Source organism: Sulfuriferula sp. GW1, from assembly GCF_047300855.1.
Classification (GTDB): Bacteria; Pseudomonadota; Gammaproteobacteria; order Burkholderiales; family Sulfuriferulaceae; genus Sulfuriferula.
This window is the reverse complement of the sequence record NZ_CP170197.1, coordinates 3258574-3274271: the sequence shown is the minus strand read 5'-3', so window position 1 is coordinate 3274271 and position 15698 is coordinate 3258574. Positions and strand designations below refer to the sequence as shown.

The window sequence follows — 15698 nt, the reverse complement described above, 5'->3', positions numbered from 1 at the left end:
TCATGGATTACTTGAATAATCTGTTATTCGGGATTTACCCCTATGTGGCGCTCGCCATCTTTTTCCTGGGCAGCCTGATTCGTTTCGACCGCGAGCAATACACCTGGAAAAGCGATTCCAGCCAGCTATTGAAACGGAGCCAGTTGAGATGGGGCAGCAATTTGTTCCACATCGGCATCCTGTTCCTGTTCTTCGGGCATGCGGTCGGCCTGCTGACTCCGCACTGGCTGTATGAGTCCATGGGGCTGACCACCGAGGCCAAACAGCTTCTGGCGATGATCTCCGGCGGTGCCGCGGGGCTGACCTGTCTGGCGGGCATCACGCTGCTGCTGCACCGGCGCCTTACCGAACCGCGCATCCGCGCCACCAGCAAGCCGATGGACATCATCATCCTGCTGTGGGTCTTCGTCACGCTGCTGCTGGGGCTGACCAGCATCCTGTTTTCGGCCCAGCATCTGGATGGGGCCGACATGCTGCTGCTGGCAAATTGGGCGCAACATATCGTCACGTTCCGCTCCGGTGCGGCGCAATTCCTGCTGGCGGTGCCGCTGATTTTCAAGATTCACCTGTTCTTCGGCATGACCCTGTTCCTGCTGTTTCCGTTCAGCCGGTTGGTCCATGTCTGGAGCGGATTCGCAGCGGTTGCTTATCTGACGCGCAGCTACCAGGTCGTCAGGCAACGTGGTTGATCGATGAATTCTGCCTGCTGCCAGCAGGGCCGCAGGCAACGCACGAAAGGAGAAGGACTGTGGGAATCAGCGTAAATGATGTCGAAATCACGGATGACGCAGTGGAACGCGAATTGCCGCACCATGCCGGCGCCCCCGTTCCGCTGAAGGCGGCGGTGGAAGCCCTGGTGGTGCGGGAAGTCTTGCTGCAGGCGGCACGCAACAAGCTTGCCGCGGAGCAGGATGCGCTGCGCGCACTAGAAGCGTCGCAGGCCGAAGATGCCGAGGCGCTGGTCGAGGATGCCCTGATTGAGCGGCTGATCGAACTGGAAGTGACTTCGCCGGTGCCGACCGATGAAGAGTGCGAAACCTATTACCGCAAGAATATCGGGCAGTTCCGCACCGGCGATCTGGTGGAAGCCAGCCACATCCTATTTCAGGTGACGCCGAATGTTCCGCTGGACGCATTGCGGGCGAAAGCGCAGGAAGTGCTGCAGCAGGCGCTGGCGCAGCCGGCGCAATTTGCAGAGCTGGCCCGCACCTACTCCAATTGCACCTCGGCAGAAGTCGGCGGCAGCCTGGGTCAGTTGACCAAAGGCCAGATCGTGCCGGAATTCGAACGCGCCATTTTCAGTCTTGAGGCGGGGCAAATCGCGCCCAGGCTGGTTGAGAGCCGTTTCGGCTTGCATATTGTTCGCGTCGAACGCCGCGCAGAAGGCCGCACATTGCCCTTCGAAATGATACGGGAGAAGCTTGCCGAGTATCTGACCGAGCAGGTCCGGATCCGCGCCCTCAGGCAGTATCTGAAGATACTGGTTGGACAGGCCAATATACAAGGTGTGGAGTTAGAAGGCGCGCAGACGCCTCTCGTGCAATAAGTGCATTTTTAAATGTCGCACCAAAGGAGACCAACATGACACACGTAGTGATTGCCGGAGCAGGAATCGCAGGGGTGCCAGCCGCTTACGCCATGAAAAACCGGCTGGGTCCGCAGGACAAGGTGACCGTGGTATCGAACAAGGATTACTTTCATTTCGTGCCGTCCAATCCATGGGTCGCCATGGGGTGGCGCGATCGAAAGGATATTGCGTTCCCCATCGGCCCCTGCCTGGCAGAGCGTGGCATCGATTTCATCCCGCAAGCACTGAAAAAAGTGGATGGCGCGAATAACCAGGTGGAATTGGCGGACGGCAGCAAACTGGCTTATGACTATCTGATTCTTGCCACCGGACCGGAAGCGGCGTTTGATGAAATCGAAGGGCTGGATCCGGCCAAAGGCGCAGTGCACTCGGTGGTGCATATTGAAGACGCAGCCAAGGCCTATACGGACTACCAGCAGTTCGTGAAAAATCCGGGGCCGCTCGTGATCGGCGCCGTTCAGAACTCCTCCATACTCGGCCCGGTCTACGAATTCGCGTTTCTGGCGGATGCCGATCTGCGTCGCCGCAACCTGCGCGACAAGGTGCCGATTACGCTCCTCACCCCGGAACCTTATGTCGGGCATCTCGGCCTGGGTGCGGAGAGCGACACGCGCCGTTTGCTGGAACAGGCGCTTGCCGAGCGCAATATCACTTACCGCACCAACGTAAAAACCAAAAAAATCGATGCCGGCGTTGTCCATATCGCCGAATGCGACGAGCAGGGCAAGGAAGTCCGCGCGAGCGAAATTCCTTTTGCCTACGCCGTGTATTGGGCCGCGTTCCGCGGCATCCATGCGCTGCGTGACAGTGCCGGCCTCACCGATGAGCGTGGTTTCGTCAAGACCGACGCGTATCTGCGCAACCCGACGTATCCCAACATCTTTGCAGTCGGGGTATGCGGTGCGCATCCGTCCGTAGTGAAAACGCCGCTGCCCATCGGCGCGCCGGATTCGGTCTATTCCATACAGAACGAAGTCGATGCCACCGTGCGCAATATTGCTGCCGCCATCAATGGAGAAGCATTGACCAGTCCGGCGCCGCTGCGTGCCAAGTGGTTAACCGACATGACCAAATCCGGCGCTGTGTATCATTCGGAGCCGCAGATCCCGTTGCGCAACATCAACTGGCTCAAGGAGGGCAGGTGGGTCCATCTGGCCAAGGTGGATTTCGAAAACTACTTCATCAATAAAATCAAACTGAACCCGGCCCGGCTCGATATATCCGTGAATAGCCATGTCGCCACACTGGTACGTAAGCTGCAAGCCCATACTGGCGAAGCCGCCAGGCTGGACGCCATGCCCCGCGTATTCACAAAGCCTCTGGAGGTGCGTGTAACGAAGGAGCTGAATTATGACCTGCAGGCCTTTTCCAGAACCCTAGGTCAGAATGAAGCTGCGCTGGCAGCAGCGTTGCTGGAATCCGCCCTGCGCGATGCGAGAACCATGTTGCAGGGTGCGGAGCTGGACGATCTGCAAAAAGCAAAGCACGACCTGATGGTGGCCGACTTGCCCGAAAACCAGCCGGGCGTGGAATTTCACGGCGGCGGGACCTGATTAGCCGCAGAGCATCAATGCGAACTTCATGGCTCCCGCATAACGCGCTTCATACAGAGTTGTTCTGAGCTAGCCTTATGCTGGAGACCAACTTGCCCCACTTCTACATCAAAGGCCGGCGTTTGCTGCCCATCGTGCAAGGCGGCATGGGCGTAGGCATCTCCGCGCACCGGCTGGCGGGCGCCGTGGCGCGGCTGGGCGCAGTCGGCACCATCGCCAGCATCGACCTGCGCCACCACCACCCCGACCTGCTCGCGCAGAGCAAGCACTGCCGCGACAAGGCGGCACTCGACCAGCTCAACCTGCTCGCCCTGGACCGGGAAATCAAAGCCGCCCTCGCCACCGCAGGCGGCGCCGGCCTCGTGGCAGTCAACGTCATGAAAGCCGTGGCCGAACACCCCACCCTGGTGCGCCAGGCCTGCGCGAGCGGCGCACAAGCCATCGTCATGGGCGCCGGCCTGCCGCTCGACCTGCCCGAACTGACCGAAGGCTATCCCGACGTCGCCCTGATCCCCATCCTCTCCGACGCACGCGGCATCGGCATCGTCCTGAAAAAATGGATGCGCAAGCAGCGCCTGCCCGACGCCATCGTGATCGAACACCCGCGCTACGCCGGCGGCCACCTTGGCGCTCCCAAACCGGAAGACATCAACGACCCGCGCTTCGATTTCCCCGGCGTACTGGACAGCGTATTCCAGCTGTTCAAGGAACTGGGCATCGAACGCGAACAAATCCCGCTGATCCCCGCCGGCGGCATCAACACCCACGAAAAGATACGCGACCTGCTCGCCCGCGGCGCCAGCGCGGTACAACTCGGCACCCCGTTCGCAGTGACCGAAGAAGGCGACGCCCACCCCAACTTCAAAAAAGTGCTGGCGGAAGCCCGGCCGGAAGACATCGTCACCTTCATGAGCGTCGCCGGCCTGCCCGCGCGCGCCGTGCGCACCCCGTGGCTGGCCAACTACCTGCGCCGGGAAAGCAAGCTGCAGGACTGTGCCAAAAGCCATCCGGAGCGTTGCGCCTCCGGCCTGCATTGCCTGACCCAGTGCGGGCTGCGCGACGGCATCGCCAAAGCCGGGCAATTCTGCATCGATTCACAACTGGCAGCCGCGCTGCGCGGCGATATCGGCAAAGGCCTGTTCTTCAGGGGCTCGGAAAGCCTGCCGTTCGGTGCGGCCATCCGGCCGGTGCGGGAACTGCTGGAATATCTGCTGAATGGCAGGATGCCCGCGCTTGCGGCAGTTCACGCCTAGCAACAGCAGTCGATGGGGGAGTGCAGGCTGCGGAGCGATGAAGCCTCAGCAGTTACCCCCTTAGCGCTTTCGCAAGGGGTAGGGCAGCGCGGATAAACCGTTGTGATCCAGCTCCTGCATCAGCGCCAACAGACGGCCGATTTCGCCGGGTGGAAAGCCCACCTGGGCAAACCAGTTAAGGTAGGGTCCGGGTAGATCGGCAATCAGGCGGCCTTTGTACTTGCCATAGGGCATGGCGAGCGTAACCAGGCGTTGTAAGTCTTCGGGGTTCATTGCTATTGGGATTTTTGGTGGGAGTTAACGCGATCGAGGTGCGCTGAAATAAATGCGGCTCGCATTGTGCATCGTTCTGTGAAGTGCTTCAAATGGACGCTTCCGACCCGGAAGAGACGGCCGAGGCTTGTTGACTGGATGTCTGTTCACGAGGCGAAAGCGGCCTGGTTCAAATTACATCCTGGATTTCTCTCAGATAGTTGAGCGGCCTGAACAGGCGCATAATCTGTCTGCAGCCGGCCTCCTTTTCATACCGCAATATTGAGGCTGGGCACCGAGAAGATATATAAAAATCACTAAGATAAACCGCCATGACGACTGTCTCTATATTAATAAATGTCCGGGCCCATGGTTTTCTTGGATAACTGTTACCGTCAACGTTATGTGGATGATCCCCATTGAGAGGTCAAGTGATGGACAGATCTCAATTTCAACAACTGAAACAGCATGTCGGAGCGGACCTACTCAACTTTGCGCTCAACCGGACAGATATCGTCTATCAGACAGATTTCGAATCTCTTACGATAAATGATGCGCAGATGTTTGTCCTAACAGACATGCATGTAAAGATTCAACAGTGTAGATTCCAGTACATCGCCCAAGGGGGCTATGGTGACGGCGCAGACTTCTACTTGAGACGGTTGTTGCACAACGGCGAATCAATCTTTAGTCACTATCGCACGATGTGCGGGGGCGTTGCCGAAAGCCCCACGAGCGATGATCCTGTAATTGCGCATCTCCAAATACTATGCATTCGTGACTACCCGAATCTGTTGATGAAATCAACAGGCGGTCGCAATCTTCCAGTAATGGGAGGCACGAACGTGGGAATGGATGATTACGATACCTTCATTCATTTAATCAAAGGTGATCTGCTAAACAGAATCACGAATGGTAAGGAGGGGCTGGAGTATGCCTTTGAATTCACCACAGAGGATGGTCTCCAGTTCAATACGCAGGTATGCAGCGCGTGTACAACTTTGATTACAAGAGCGTTCTACGATGCGTGCAATCGAATGGATTATTCACTGCATGCAGTACTCAAAACAATAGCGGACTACATAGACATTCTGAGAAAGTTAGCTGCTGGAAATATGGTGCAGTACAGCAGTTTTGTTGGCCTAAGAGGCATTCGGTTTACCGAGTTTGCTGCAGTTATTTTTGATGGTGCCGCATTGCGACAATATGCGGGAATAGAAAATCCAGGACTTCACACTCAAAGGACCGTTGTTAGTCATTCGGATGAGCATAGTAGATACAGTGGACATGTGCTGGAAGTAATCCATAAAACAAAGATTCATTCGCATGAGGCAACATGCAATACTGGGAATAGCATAGAGGCCAATCGGGTCCAACAAGATGTTCTTGAGAAAGTGTTGTTCTCTTTGGTGTTCTCGTGTGAATGTACAAGAGGGCCGACTCCGTCTTTTTTTGAAATTGGGTTCCCATTGATAGGACCGGGGAACTGTGGGTTAGCCGACCAAAGTCCAGGAGAGTATCTTCTGATTGATGAGGCAGCAAAGGACAGCGTAAAGAACTGGTTTAGTATTCTTCGCGATAAGCCACTTGATAAGGTAAAGACACCTTTGCAAAGGCTTAAGTACGCCATTTTTGAGCGGTGGAACCCTGAAGACGCTATCGTTGATGCAGTAATTGCGTGGGAGGGCATGTTCAGTGAAGCGTTCGAGACTACCTTCAAGGTGACAGGAAGCCTCGCGAAGTACCTATCAGGGTCCGAGGAAAGACCGGCCTTTCTGAGTAGACTCAAAAAACTCTACAAACTGAGAAGTGACTTAGTGCATGGTGCCAATAGTAGCCTTCTACAAAAAGAAAGCGTTAATGATCTAAGAAATGAGGTAGTAAATATTGGCCTGCGGTGTATGAAGAAATTGGTGTCAGATGAAATGCTTCTCCCAATGTCACCAAGTGAACGCGTGATGCACCTATTGGTATTGACCGAATCCACACAACAAAGCGATGTAGCGGACAGCTAGATGGCCGCCGCTGATCTTTGACGTTCAAGCTGTATAAAAACCCCTTTTCAGATTTCTTTGAGGCGAATTTTCTCGCCGCAGCGATTCCGCGCCAGCACACAAATAGTTTTGTGATTTTCACTTCAGAGAATGCGGTCGACTGACCCACTCGACTTACAGAATAGCGGGCATGATGCCCCTTCTATCGTTGGCTACCGCCCATAGCCGTGATGCGCCAGCTTCTCGATGTTGTGCACCAAACAGAAGAGATGCCATTGCGTATTCACCTTCTCCTGACCGCGCAGCGTGAAACGATCGAGTCGCTTGTTGCTGCGCAGGTTGCCAAACACCGGTTCCACCGTGACCATTCTTTGCCCATAGCGTTTACGTCCTTCGGCGCTATCAATCGCTTGTTTCATGCGCTCGGTGTGGGGCAGCGGCGAGGCTTGCTGTTTCTGGAAGAACGCCACTTGGCGTGTGCGCGTTCTCTCGGGGTGGCGTAAGCAGCGTTGACGCAAGTCGCAAGGCCCACAACTGCGTTGGCTCCCCTGAAACTTGTGATGCGTGCGGCCATGGGTGGTGCAATGACTTCCGCTGGAGTAGAGCGATTGCCCGGCAGGGCAGATGCAGGTTTGTGCGACGGGGTCGTAGTCGAAGTCTTTAGGTTGAAACTTGCCGTCCGGCTTGGGTGGGCGCTTGTCGTGCAAAGGGTGCGGTTTGGTCTGGTGGCTGGCTTGAGCCACTAAGCGCGGATCGCGCTTACGCATCAAGCCATCGGCAATCAATGCCGGAATACCTTGCTCGTGCAATTGCTTGAGGTTGGCTTCGGAGTGGTAGCCCGCATCCGCCGTAATCAGGGTTTGCGCCGTGCGATAAGGCTGGGTTCGCTCTATCATCGGCAGCAGGATTTCTTGCTCGCTACCCGAGCCCAGGGCGGTGGCGGCCACAATGATTTGATGTTGGCTGTCGACGGCGGCAACACCGGTGAAGCCTTGGATCACGCCTTTGGAGGTGGCCATTTTGGCGCTGTCATTGTCCGTCGTGTTGCTTTTACGAATCGCGCCTTTACGCGAGCGGCGTTCCTTATGCTTGGCCAGAAAGGCGCGGATGCGCGCGGCTTCAGTGGCGAGTTTCTGGGTGCGTTGCACATCAAGCTCGTTGTCCTCGACTGCGTTGGTTTCATCGCGGCTTTGGTGCGTGGTGAGGATCGTGGCCACTGCGGCTTCCATACGCTCAGCTTGGCGTGCCAGCTCGGCGTGGGTGCCACTGCGTTTCTTGGCGGCATTGCTGGGCAGCTTGACGCCGTCGATGGCAAACATCTGGCGACCGATCAAGCCTTGCGCATCACAGGTCAGGAGCACTTGGGTGAACAGCTCGGTGATTTCGCTGCGCAGTTCGCGCACGAATTTGGCCAGGGTGGTGAATTGCGGGGCGCAATCGCCGGAGATGGCCATAAACAGGACATTCTCGCGGCAGGCGCGCTCTATATTGCGGCTGCTGATCATGCCGCGGCTGTAGGCGAGCAGGATGATCTTGAGTAGGACGCGGGGGTCGTAGGCGGTGCTGCCGGTGTCGTCGTTGCGGTAGCGGCGATCCAGGGCGCCAAGATCGAGCTCGTGGTCGATCAGGTAGTCCAAGGCGTATTCGAAGCTGCCGCTCATCAATTGCGCATCCAACACCACCGGTAGAAATCGCGGACTGCGATCAATGATCTTGTAGCGGGCCATGTGCATTTCCTGTGGTTATCGCGATTATTTCTTCGACCTTGTCCGGGTGAATCGTTCAGGGCAGAATGGGGTTTTTATACAGCTTCGTTGCCGGCTGCTTATGATCGGCTACCAGACTTCCGCATAAAGCACTTCGAAGGTCTGCTCATGCTACATCACTGACCTTTAGTGACTGTAAATAAGGGTAGCGGGCCGCCCATCTCTGCCTTTTTTTAGTGCGCACTACCCGGATGCGGCATCGATAGCGCCGATCACCACCGACAACATGCTGATCGAACCCATGGCGATATCATCTACCAGAATTGACGCGCGTTCGTCTGCGCTTTGCGCGCCGATGACATACAGCAGCGGCAAATAATGCTCGGGCGTGGGCACGGAGAGGTCGGCGGCTGCGCCGAACTGCTCATACCCGATCAAGGGCTCATGCTCCCCGCGCAACAGCAGGTCGCGCACTTGCTGGTTGAAATCCACAGCCCAGTCGTAGGGCAGGGCGTGTTCATCCCAGTGCGCGCGGTGCAGATTGTGCACCACGTTGCCGCTGCCCAGGATGAGCACGCCCTGATCGCGCAACGGGCGCAGGCGCTGGCCAAGTTCGTAGTGAAAGCGGGCGGGTTGCGTGGCGTCCAGGGCGAGTTGCACCACCGGCACATCGGCATCAGGAAATATGTGCACCAGCACCGACCAGGCGCCATGATCCAGACCCCAGTTGCGGTCGAGCCGCACCTCCAGCGGAGCCAGCAAGTCGCGTATCTGCCCGGCCAGCGCGGGTGCACCCGGTGCCGGGTATTGGATGTCGAACAGCGCTTGCGGAAAGCCGCCGAAGTCGTGCAGCGTGGGCGGCTGCGCCATGGCGGTGACGGCAGTGCCGCGCGTGTACCAGTGTGCGGAGACGACCAGGATGGCGTTGGGGCGTGGAATGCGCTGGCCGAACTGGCGCCACGCCTCGGTATAGCCGTTGTGCACCAGCGCATTCAGCGGGTTGCCGTGGCCGACAAATAGCGCCGGCATGGGGGCGTTGCCTGCGTTCATTCGGCGTGCTTGTTCACCGCGGCCGGATTGCCCCAGTGCCCGATATCATCCACTTCCACGCCTACCCACCATAATTTGCCGACACTGTCGGAATCCATGCCGCCGACGATGTGCTGGCCGTCTCCCAGCCTGATGCTGTCGGTGTACTCCTCGGCTTCGCTGACGGTGCGGAACACATGCCAGGACACCACTTTGTTGCCGGGGTTGCTGACGGGAAGGCTGCGATATTCGTTGAGAAAGCTGGCTAACATGATCGTTCCTTGTGTAGGAGTCCACTCTCCAGTATAGAGAACAGCCGCGTCTATTCAATCTCGATCAGCCGGCCATCGGCTGCAATCACTGCGCAGCGCACTGGCTGGCCGGGATGGAGATGGCGGATCGCGCTGCGGTAGTCCTCCAGCTGGGCACGGTGGCGGGTGGCGAGTTGCGCGGCGCTGGCATCGTTGCCGGATTTGTAATCCAGCACCCAGACAGCGTCCGCCAGACCGACCACGCGGTCGATACGCCGCGCCTCGCCGTCGGCGTTCAGATACGCAAGTTCATTGTGCGCAAAACGATATTGGGCCGGGTCAAAAAAGCGCGCCAGCAACGGTGTGTCGAGCAGGCGCTGGGCGTGTTGCCAGGCGCTGTCGAATTCCACCGGGTTGCCCAGTTCCGTTTTCAGGTCGGCAGCGACCGGTGCGCTGGCAGGTGGGGTGATGCGTTCCAGAATGGCGTGCAGCACGATGCCGTAGCTGATCTCGCTGCTGCTCACCGGTGCGATGCGGCGCCCGGTGGGCTGCGGCTGGTTGAGGCCGGGTGGCAGGGCGGCGCGTGTGACGGATGGTGGCGCGACTGGCGTTGACGCAGGCGCCGGTGCGTCGAGATCGGCGCCAGAGCTGGCGCTTTCAGCGTCGGCATCGGTGCGCAGGGCGCTCAGAATCTGGCCGTGCCAGTTGTCGTTTTGCGACTTGCTGGCGGCGCCGCTGACGATGAGCGCCTGGCGCGCGCGGGTCATCGCGACGTACAGCAGATTGAAATTCTCGCGCCGCGCATGGCGCGCCTCGGCGTCGAAAAAATCTGCCTGGAACGAAGCGCGCAGGGTTTTATCGCCATACAGCGAAAAATGCGCCGGTTGCACCGCGCCCGGCGTCCAGTCGGTGAGCACGGTATAGGCATCGGCCCGGGTTTTGCGTGCGCCGGCGTCGAGCAGCCAGACGATGGGTGCTTCCAGCCCTTTGGCGCCGTGGATGGTGTGCAGGGTGACGGCATTGTCGAGCTGCGCGGTTTTGCCTTCATCCGGGCTGGCGTCGTTGCCGGTTTGCTGCAGCAGATCAACTTCGTGCAAAAAGCGCGGCAGGCTCGGGTAACGCCCGCCTTCGATAGCCAGCGCCAGTTCCAGCAGCGCGTCCAGATTGGCGTGGATGCCGGGAATCAGGGCGGTGGGCGCGGCGGCGGCATAGCGTGCCTGCACTTCGCCGGTAAAGTAGATCGTGTCGAGCAAGTCGTGCACCGGCAGGCGTCCGGCCCGGCTGTGCCAGTCGGCCAGCAGCGGCGCGGCGCGCTGCAATGCCGGGCTGGCGTGCGCATGGCCGGCGAGTGCGCGCAGACGCTGCCACCAGGTATTGCCTTCGGCGCTGGCCAGCGCCAGCAAATCGCTGTCGGCGCAGTCGAATAGCGGCGAACGCAGCACGCGCGCCAGGTGCAGGTCGGCGTCAGGGGTGACCAGGAACGCCAGCAGGCTCAATAAATCGCCCACTTCCAGCGCTTCCAGCAGTCCGCCGCGGCGCGTAGTGGCAAACGGAATATGCGCTGCCTTGAGCGCGCGCTCGTATACCGGCAGGTGGGTGCGGCTGCGCACCAGGATCATCACGTCGCGGTATTCGGCATGGCGCGGCCCGGTTTTTTCGTCGTCGATCAGCCAATGACCGACGATCTGGTTCAGGCGCTGCGCTAGTTGCTGCGCTTCCAGCTCGCGCATTTGGGTGTCGGTATCGCTGTAGGGCGTGGTGAGCGGATTGCGGTAGCCGTGCTCGACCATGACTTGCTCCGGCGGCTGCGCCAGCGGCAACACCTCGACCCGGCCGGAGCGCTGCGCATCGTGCGCAGCGTGCGGTTTGAACAGCGTGTATTCATGTTCCACTGCGGCGAAGGTCCGGTTCACAACCGTTACCACGGGGGGCGCACTGCGGCGCGTGGTGGACTGGGTGAGGTAGGCCGCACCGCGCGCCTTCAGGTAGTTGCCGGCCAGCTCGAACAGCTGCGCCTCGGCACCGCGAAACCGGTAAATCGACTGCTTGGGGTCGCCTACCAGAAATACCGTGGGCATGCGGTCGGCCTGTTCTGCGGCAGCGAACCAGCTTTGCAGCACGCGCCATTGCAGCGGGTTGGTGTCCTGGAACTCGTCCAGCAAGATGTGCCGGTAACGCGCGTCGAGCTTGTATTGCAGATATTCGGCCTGATCCGAATCACCGAGCAGTTGGGCGACTTGCCATTCCACATCGGCGAAATCCAGTACCCGGCGCGCGTGCTTGAGTGCCTGATATTGCTCCAGCAGCGCGTCGCCGAGTTGCAATGCCCGGCAGTTGAACTGGTACACGCGTTGTGCCTGGCGTGCGGCCTGTGCAGCCATCAGGCGCGTGCCGATGGTTTGGTGCAGTTCCAACATCCGGACTTCGATTGCCGCACCCAGCCGTTCAGCCTGAGTTTTACTGGTTTTGATTCGCCCGTCGATGCCACCACTTTTGGTCAATATTGCTAAGCACAAAGCCTCAAAACGTTCGTTATCCGGGATAACGGCTGAAAGTGCGGCTTCAGCTGCTTGCGCCATTTTGATCGTGGTAGGGGTATTTTTCCCCAGTAAAGACAGATACTCCCAAACTAGGGCTACCCAACTTGTATCACCTAGCAGATCGCCCGCCACATCGGCGTCGGGCGCGACCGGCAGGGCCGCTTCCAGTTGCGCCACGGCGTAGGCGGCGCGGTCTGGCTGCTCTTCGGTAAACGCCCACCACTCGCCGCGCCGCGCCAGGAATGCCGACAACAGTGCGCGGGTGTTGTACAGGCCGATATCGGCCAGCAGGCTTTGCATGGCCACGGCCAGCGGTGCGGCCGGCGCGCGCGCCAGATCGTCAGCCAGCGCTTCCCAGGCTTCGGCTTCCAGCTCGTGCGTCTGCTCGGCCAGCGTGAAACCGGCCAGCCCCGCCTCCAGCGGGGCGCGTTCGATGACCGTCAGGAACCACGCATGGAAGGTGCTGATGGTGATGCCCGGCTGTGCGCTGAGTACCGCTTCGAACAGGCCGCGCGCGCGCGGCAGCAAGGCTTCGATTGCCTCTGGCGGCACTGCGCGTTCAGCCAGAAAAGCGCGCACTGAGTCGTCTTCCGCCGTTGCCATGAAACGCAGCCAGTCATCCAGCCGCGCGCGCATCTCGCGTGCCGCCTTGCGCGTAAAGGTAATCGCCAGAATCTCCGACGCCGGCACCCCGTCCAGCAACAGCCGCACCATGCGCGACACCAGCAGCCAGGTCTTGCCGCTGCCGGCGCACGCCTCGACCACGACAGCCTGTCCGGGATCGAGCGCGGCGCGGTTGAATTCGGCGGGGGTCATGACTGCGCCTCCGGCCAATAATCCTTGCGGCACAGCCCGCGCATTTCGCACCACTGGCACGCGCTGTCGGCCCCGTGGGCGGGTAGCGGCACGCTGGTATGCAGTTGTTCGAATATACGCACCAGCCGTTCGCGTGTGGCATCGGCTGCGGCATCGGGCTCGGCTTCCAGCGCCAGGGTTTCGATTTTTTGTTCGCCGTCGAGGGCAACAAACGCGGCCTGGCCGACGTCTTCGCCGAGCAGCAGGGCATAGGCGGGAAGCTGGGTATCTTCGCCGGGGTTTCGGGCTTTGTCCTTGAGCCCGGCGGTACCCCCCGTCTTGTAGTCGAGCACGGCGCGGCTCGCCTGCAGGCTGTCCACGCGGTCGAGCCGTCCGTACAGGGTGATGTGCTGACCGTTGTCGAGGTCGAAGGTTTTTGTCGCATCGATCTCGCCGGCTTGCCAGCGCCAGCCTTCCTGCTCGCGCGCCAGTTGCCATGCCACGTAATGCGGAATCTGTGCCGCCCACCGGTGCTGCCAGGCGTGGGCGAAGTAGTCGTCCGCCAGCACCGGCGCGAAGGCTTCTTCGGTGAACCGCAGCAGGTCGGCTGCAAGCGTCTCGGGCGGGGTGCCGGTGACCACCGGATGGGTCTGGTGGAAGCGGTGCAGGATGGCATGCACCAGCTGGCCGTAGTCGGCTTTTGCCAGTTCGCTGCTGATTTCGTCGAGCGCATTCAGGCGCAATACCTGGCGCGAAAAATACTGGTACGGGCAAGCCAGCAGGCTGTTGTAGGCACTGACGCTGATGCGGGCGGGGACCTGCGCGCTGTCGAGCGCCGGGCGCGGCAACTGGGTGGGGGCCGGCAGCGGCGCAGGCGCGGGCGCGGCGAGCTGGGCGTGCGGCAGCAGTGCGGTGAGGCGGGTGTCGGCCAGGTCGTCATTCCAGGCCAACTGGTGCAGGGTTTGCAGCCGCTCGAACCACGGACTCACCGGGTTGCGCTCGCCATCCTGCCAGGCGCGCCACAGCACGCGGATGTGCGCCACATTGGCAATGAGCTGGACCAGGTCGTACTGGGTCTGCCGCAGGCTGTCGTCCTGGGTGGGCAGGCCCAGCTCACGGCGCACGCGCTGGTTGAAAAACACCGAGGCGCCGGCATTGCCGGGCAGGCGGGCGGCGTCGGCACCGAGGATCAGCGCGGCGTCGAAATCGCGCAGGCGCGTGGCGGCCAGATGAGTAAATACCACCGGGCTGTCGATGCCGGTGTCGACAAATACCGCGCGTTCCAGCTCACCGGCCAGCCAGCGCCGGAACTCAGCGAGTTGAAAGCGCCCGCTGTCGGGCAGCAGTTCGTGTTCGCGTCGCGCCAGCAGCGCCAGCACTTGCTGACCCGCCGCGTCGTGCAGCAAGCGCTCGTGCGCACCCAGCGCGTTCAGACTGTTGGCGAGCCGCGCCAGCCAGTCGGCCAGCGTGAGCTCGGTGCGTGGCGGCAATACCGCGGCTGCCTGCTGCAGGCGTTCCAGTGCACCGAGCGCGGCGCTGTGTTCAGCGAGATTGCGCACCCGTGTTTTGAGCCCGTTCAGCCCGGCTGCCGGGCCGTGGCGGCGCAGCGCGGATTCAAGTTGCCAGGCCGCCTGGCCGCGCGTGACGGCGTCCTGGTCGGCCAGCAGGTAAGGCGATTTCAGCAGGTCGAGCACGTCCTCGAAGCGAAACCCGCCAGTGAGCGCTTCGAGCCAGCGCATTAGCACGGTGCTGGCGGCGGTGGTGGCGAGGGTCCAACCGGTTTCGTCGGCCACCAGAACTTGCGCGCGCTCCAGCAGGGCGCGGGCGCGGCGTGCACTGAGGCGGTCCTGCACGATGACCGCGATGCGTTGTTTGCCTTCGGCCAGCCACAGCCGCACCTGGGTAGCGCAGGCTTGTGCTTCCTGTTCCAGGCTGACGGCGCCGAAGCAGGCGAGACGCCCGGTCAGCGGGCTGGTGGACTGGGTGTGGCGCAGGGCGTGCGCGCGCTGTTTGATGGGCGGGGCGTGCGCGTCGGCAGGCCACGCGGTGCTGAGCGCATCGAGGACCGCGCCGTGGGTTTTGGGAGTGAGGTAAACCAGCGGCTGGCGCTCGGCATAGCGGTCGAGGCAAGTTTGTTCCAGTGGCGAGTAGCCTGGCAGCCCTACGACGAACAACGGCCCGGCAGCGGTTTCGGCCAGTGCCGCCAGCTGCAAGGTATAGTGCGCGGTGACATCCTGCGCGCCGTGGGCATCGGCTGCCAGTGCGTACCACAGTTCGTGGATCAGGCGCGCTTCAAAATCCAGCCCGCGCCCGCGCCTGGCCTGGTAGGCGGCGCGCAACTGCTCGGTAAACGCAGCCAGACTGTCGGGCAGCTGCACTGCATGCAGGGTGAGTTCGTCGAACAGGCGCAACAGCTCGTCGCACACGCCCCACAGATCGGCGCTATCGAAGTGCCTGCTTGCCTTGAGGGCCTGATACAGCAATGCGGCGCGGCGGCTGTCCGGCAATAGCGCGGCGGTGACCGGCAGCGTTGCGGCCAAGGCCGGGAAGGTGGTGATGCGTGGCGGGATCAGATACGGCAGGCCGCATTGCACGGCGAGCGCCTGTTCCAGACGCCGCGCGGCGTGGAAGTTGGGGACGAGAACGCAGGCGCGCGACAGATCGGGCAAATCACCCGCCAGCTGCGCCAGGATGCGCTGGGCAGTCTGGCTAATCAGGTCGGGTTGCACCCGCAGTA

Annotated in this window: 11 protein-coding genes; 5 read left to right on the top strand and 6 right to left on the bottom strand. The window is 60.7% G+C overall.

The genetic code is table 11. The features are described from left to right. The first annotated feature begins 2 nt into the window (after positions 1–2). From narI to ACFDAU_RS16065, 4 genes are all read left to right on the top strand, one after another. The gene (narI, locus tag ACFDAU_RS16080; RefSeq protein ID WP_413437914.1) at positions 3–689 is read left to right on the top strand and encodes a respiratory nitrate reductase subunit gamma; all 687 of its coding nucleotides are present in this window, start codon (positions 3–5) and stop codon (positions 687–689) included. Positions 690–748: 59 nt separating this feature from the next. After that, positions 749–1546, top strand: coding sequence for a peptidylprolyl isomerase (locus ACFDAU_RS16075; protein WP_413437913.1), 798 nt, complete (start codon positions 749–751; stop codon positions 1544–1546). Between the two features lie 35 nt (positions 1547–1581). Continuing rightward, the gene (locus tag ACFDAU_RS16070; RefSeq protein WP_413437912.1) at positions 1582–3141 is read left to right on the top strand and encodes an NAD(P)/FAD-dependent oxidoreductase; all 1560 of its coding nucleotides are present in this window, start codon (positions 1582–1584) and stop codon (positions 3139–3141) included. Between the two features lie 92 nt (positions 3142–3233). Further along, positions 3234–4394 carry an NAD(P)H-dependent flavin oxidoreductase gene (locus tag ACFDAU_RS16065; RefSeq protein ID WP_413437911.1) on the top strand — a complete coding sequence of 387 codons (1161 nt, stop codon included), beginning with the start codon at positions 3234–3236 and terminating at the stop codon, positions 4392–4394. Between the two features lie 60 nt (positions 4395–4454). Here ACFDAU_RS16065 and ACFDAU_RS16060 read toward each other — a convergent pair whose 3' ends face one another. After that, entirely contained in the window at positions 4455–4667 is a 213-nt protein-coding gene (locus ACFDAU_RS16060) for a DUF3820 family protein (RefSeq protein WP_413437910.1), read from the bottom strand. A 413-nt stretch (positions 4668–5080) separates the two neighbouring features. Here ACFDAU_RS16060 and ACFDAU_RS16055 point away from each other — a divergent pair, with 413 nt between their 5' ends. Then, positions 5081–6661, top strand: a complete 1581-nt coding sequence (locus ACFDAU_RS16055; protein ID WP_413437909.1) for a hypothetical protein — start codon at positions 5081–5083, stop codon at positions 6659–6661. A 191-nt stretch (positions 6662–6852) separates the two neighbouring features. Here ACFDAU_RS16055 and ACFDAU_RS16050 read toward each other — a convergent pair whose 3' ends face one another. The 5 genes from ACFDAU_RS16050 to ACFDAU_RS16030 form a co-directional block, all read right to left on the bottom strand. Beyond that, complete coding sequence (locus ACFDAU_RS16050; protein WP_413437908.1) at positions 6853–8367, bottom strand: IS1182 family transposase; 1515 nt, start codon at positions 8365–8367, stop codon at positions 6853–6855. 222 nt (positions 8368–8589) lie between these two features. Continuing rightward, positions 8590–9396 (bottom strand): 4,5-DOPA dioxygenase extradiol, encoded by an 807-nt coding sequence (gene ygiD, locus ACFDAU_RS16045; RefSeq protein WP_413437907.1) that lies wholly within the window; start codon positions 9394–9396, stop codon positions 8590–8592. Next, positions 9393–9647 carry a hypothetical protein gene (locus ACFDAU_RS16040; RefSeq protein WP_413437906.1) on the bottom strand — a complete coding sequence of 85 codons (255 nt, stop codon included), beginning with the start codon at positions 9645–9647 and terminating at the stop codon, positions 9393–9395. Before ACFDAU_RS16040 ends, ygiD begins: the two co-directional genes overlap by 4 nt. A gap of 50 nt (positions 9648–9697) precedes the next feature. Beyond that, a complete protein-coding gene (locus ACFDAU_RS16035) occupies positions 9698–12982 on the bottom strand; it encodes a UvrD-helicase domain-containing protein (RefSeq protein WP_413437905.1) in 3285 nt (1094 codons plus the stop codon). Continuing rightward, positions 12979–15690, bottom strand: a complete 2712-nt coding sequence (locus ACFDAU_RS16030) for a PD-(D/E)XK nuclease family protein (protein WP_413437904.1) — start codon at positions 15688–15690, stop codon at positions 12979–12981. Before ACFDAU_RS16030 ends, ACFDAU_RS16035 begins: the two co-directional genes overlap by 4 nt. Positions 15691–15698 lie beyond the last annotated feature (8 nt).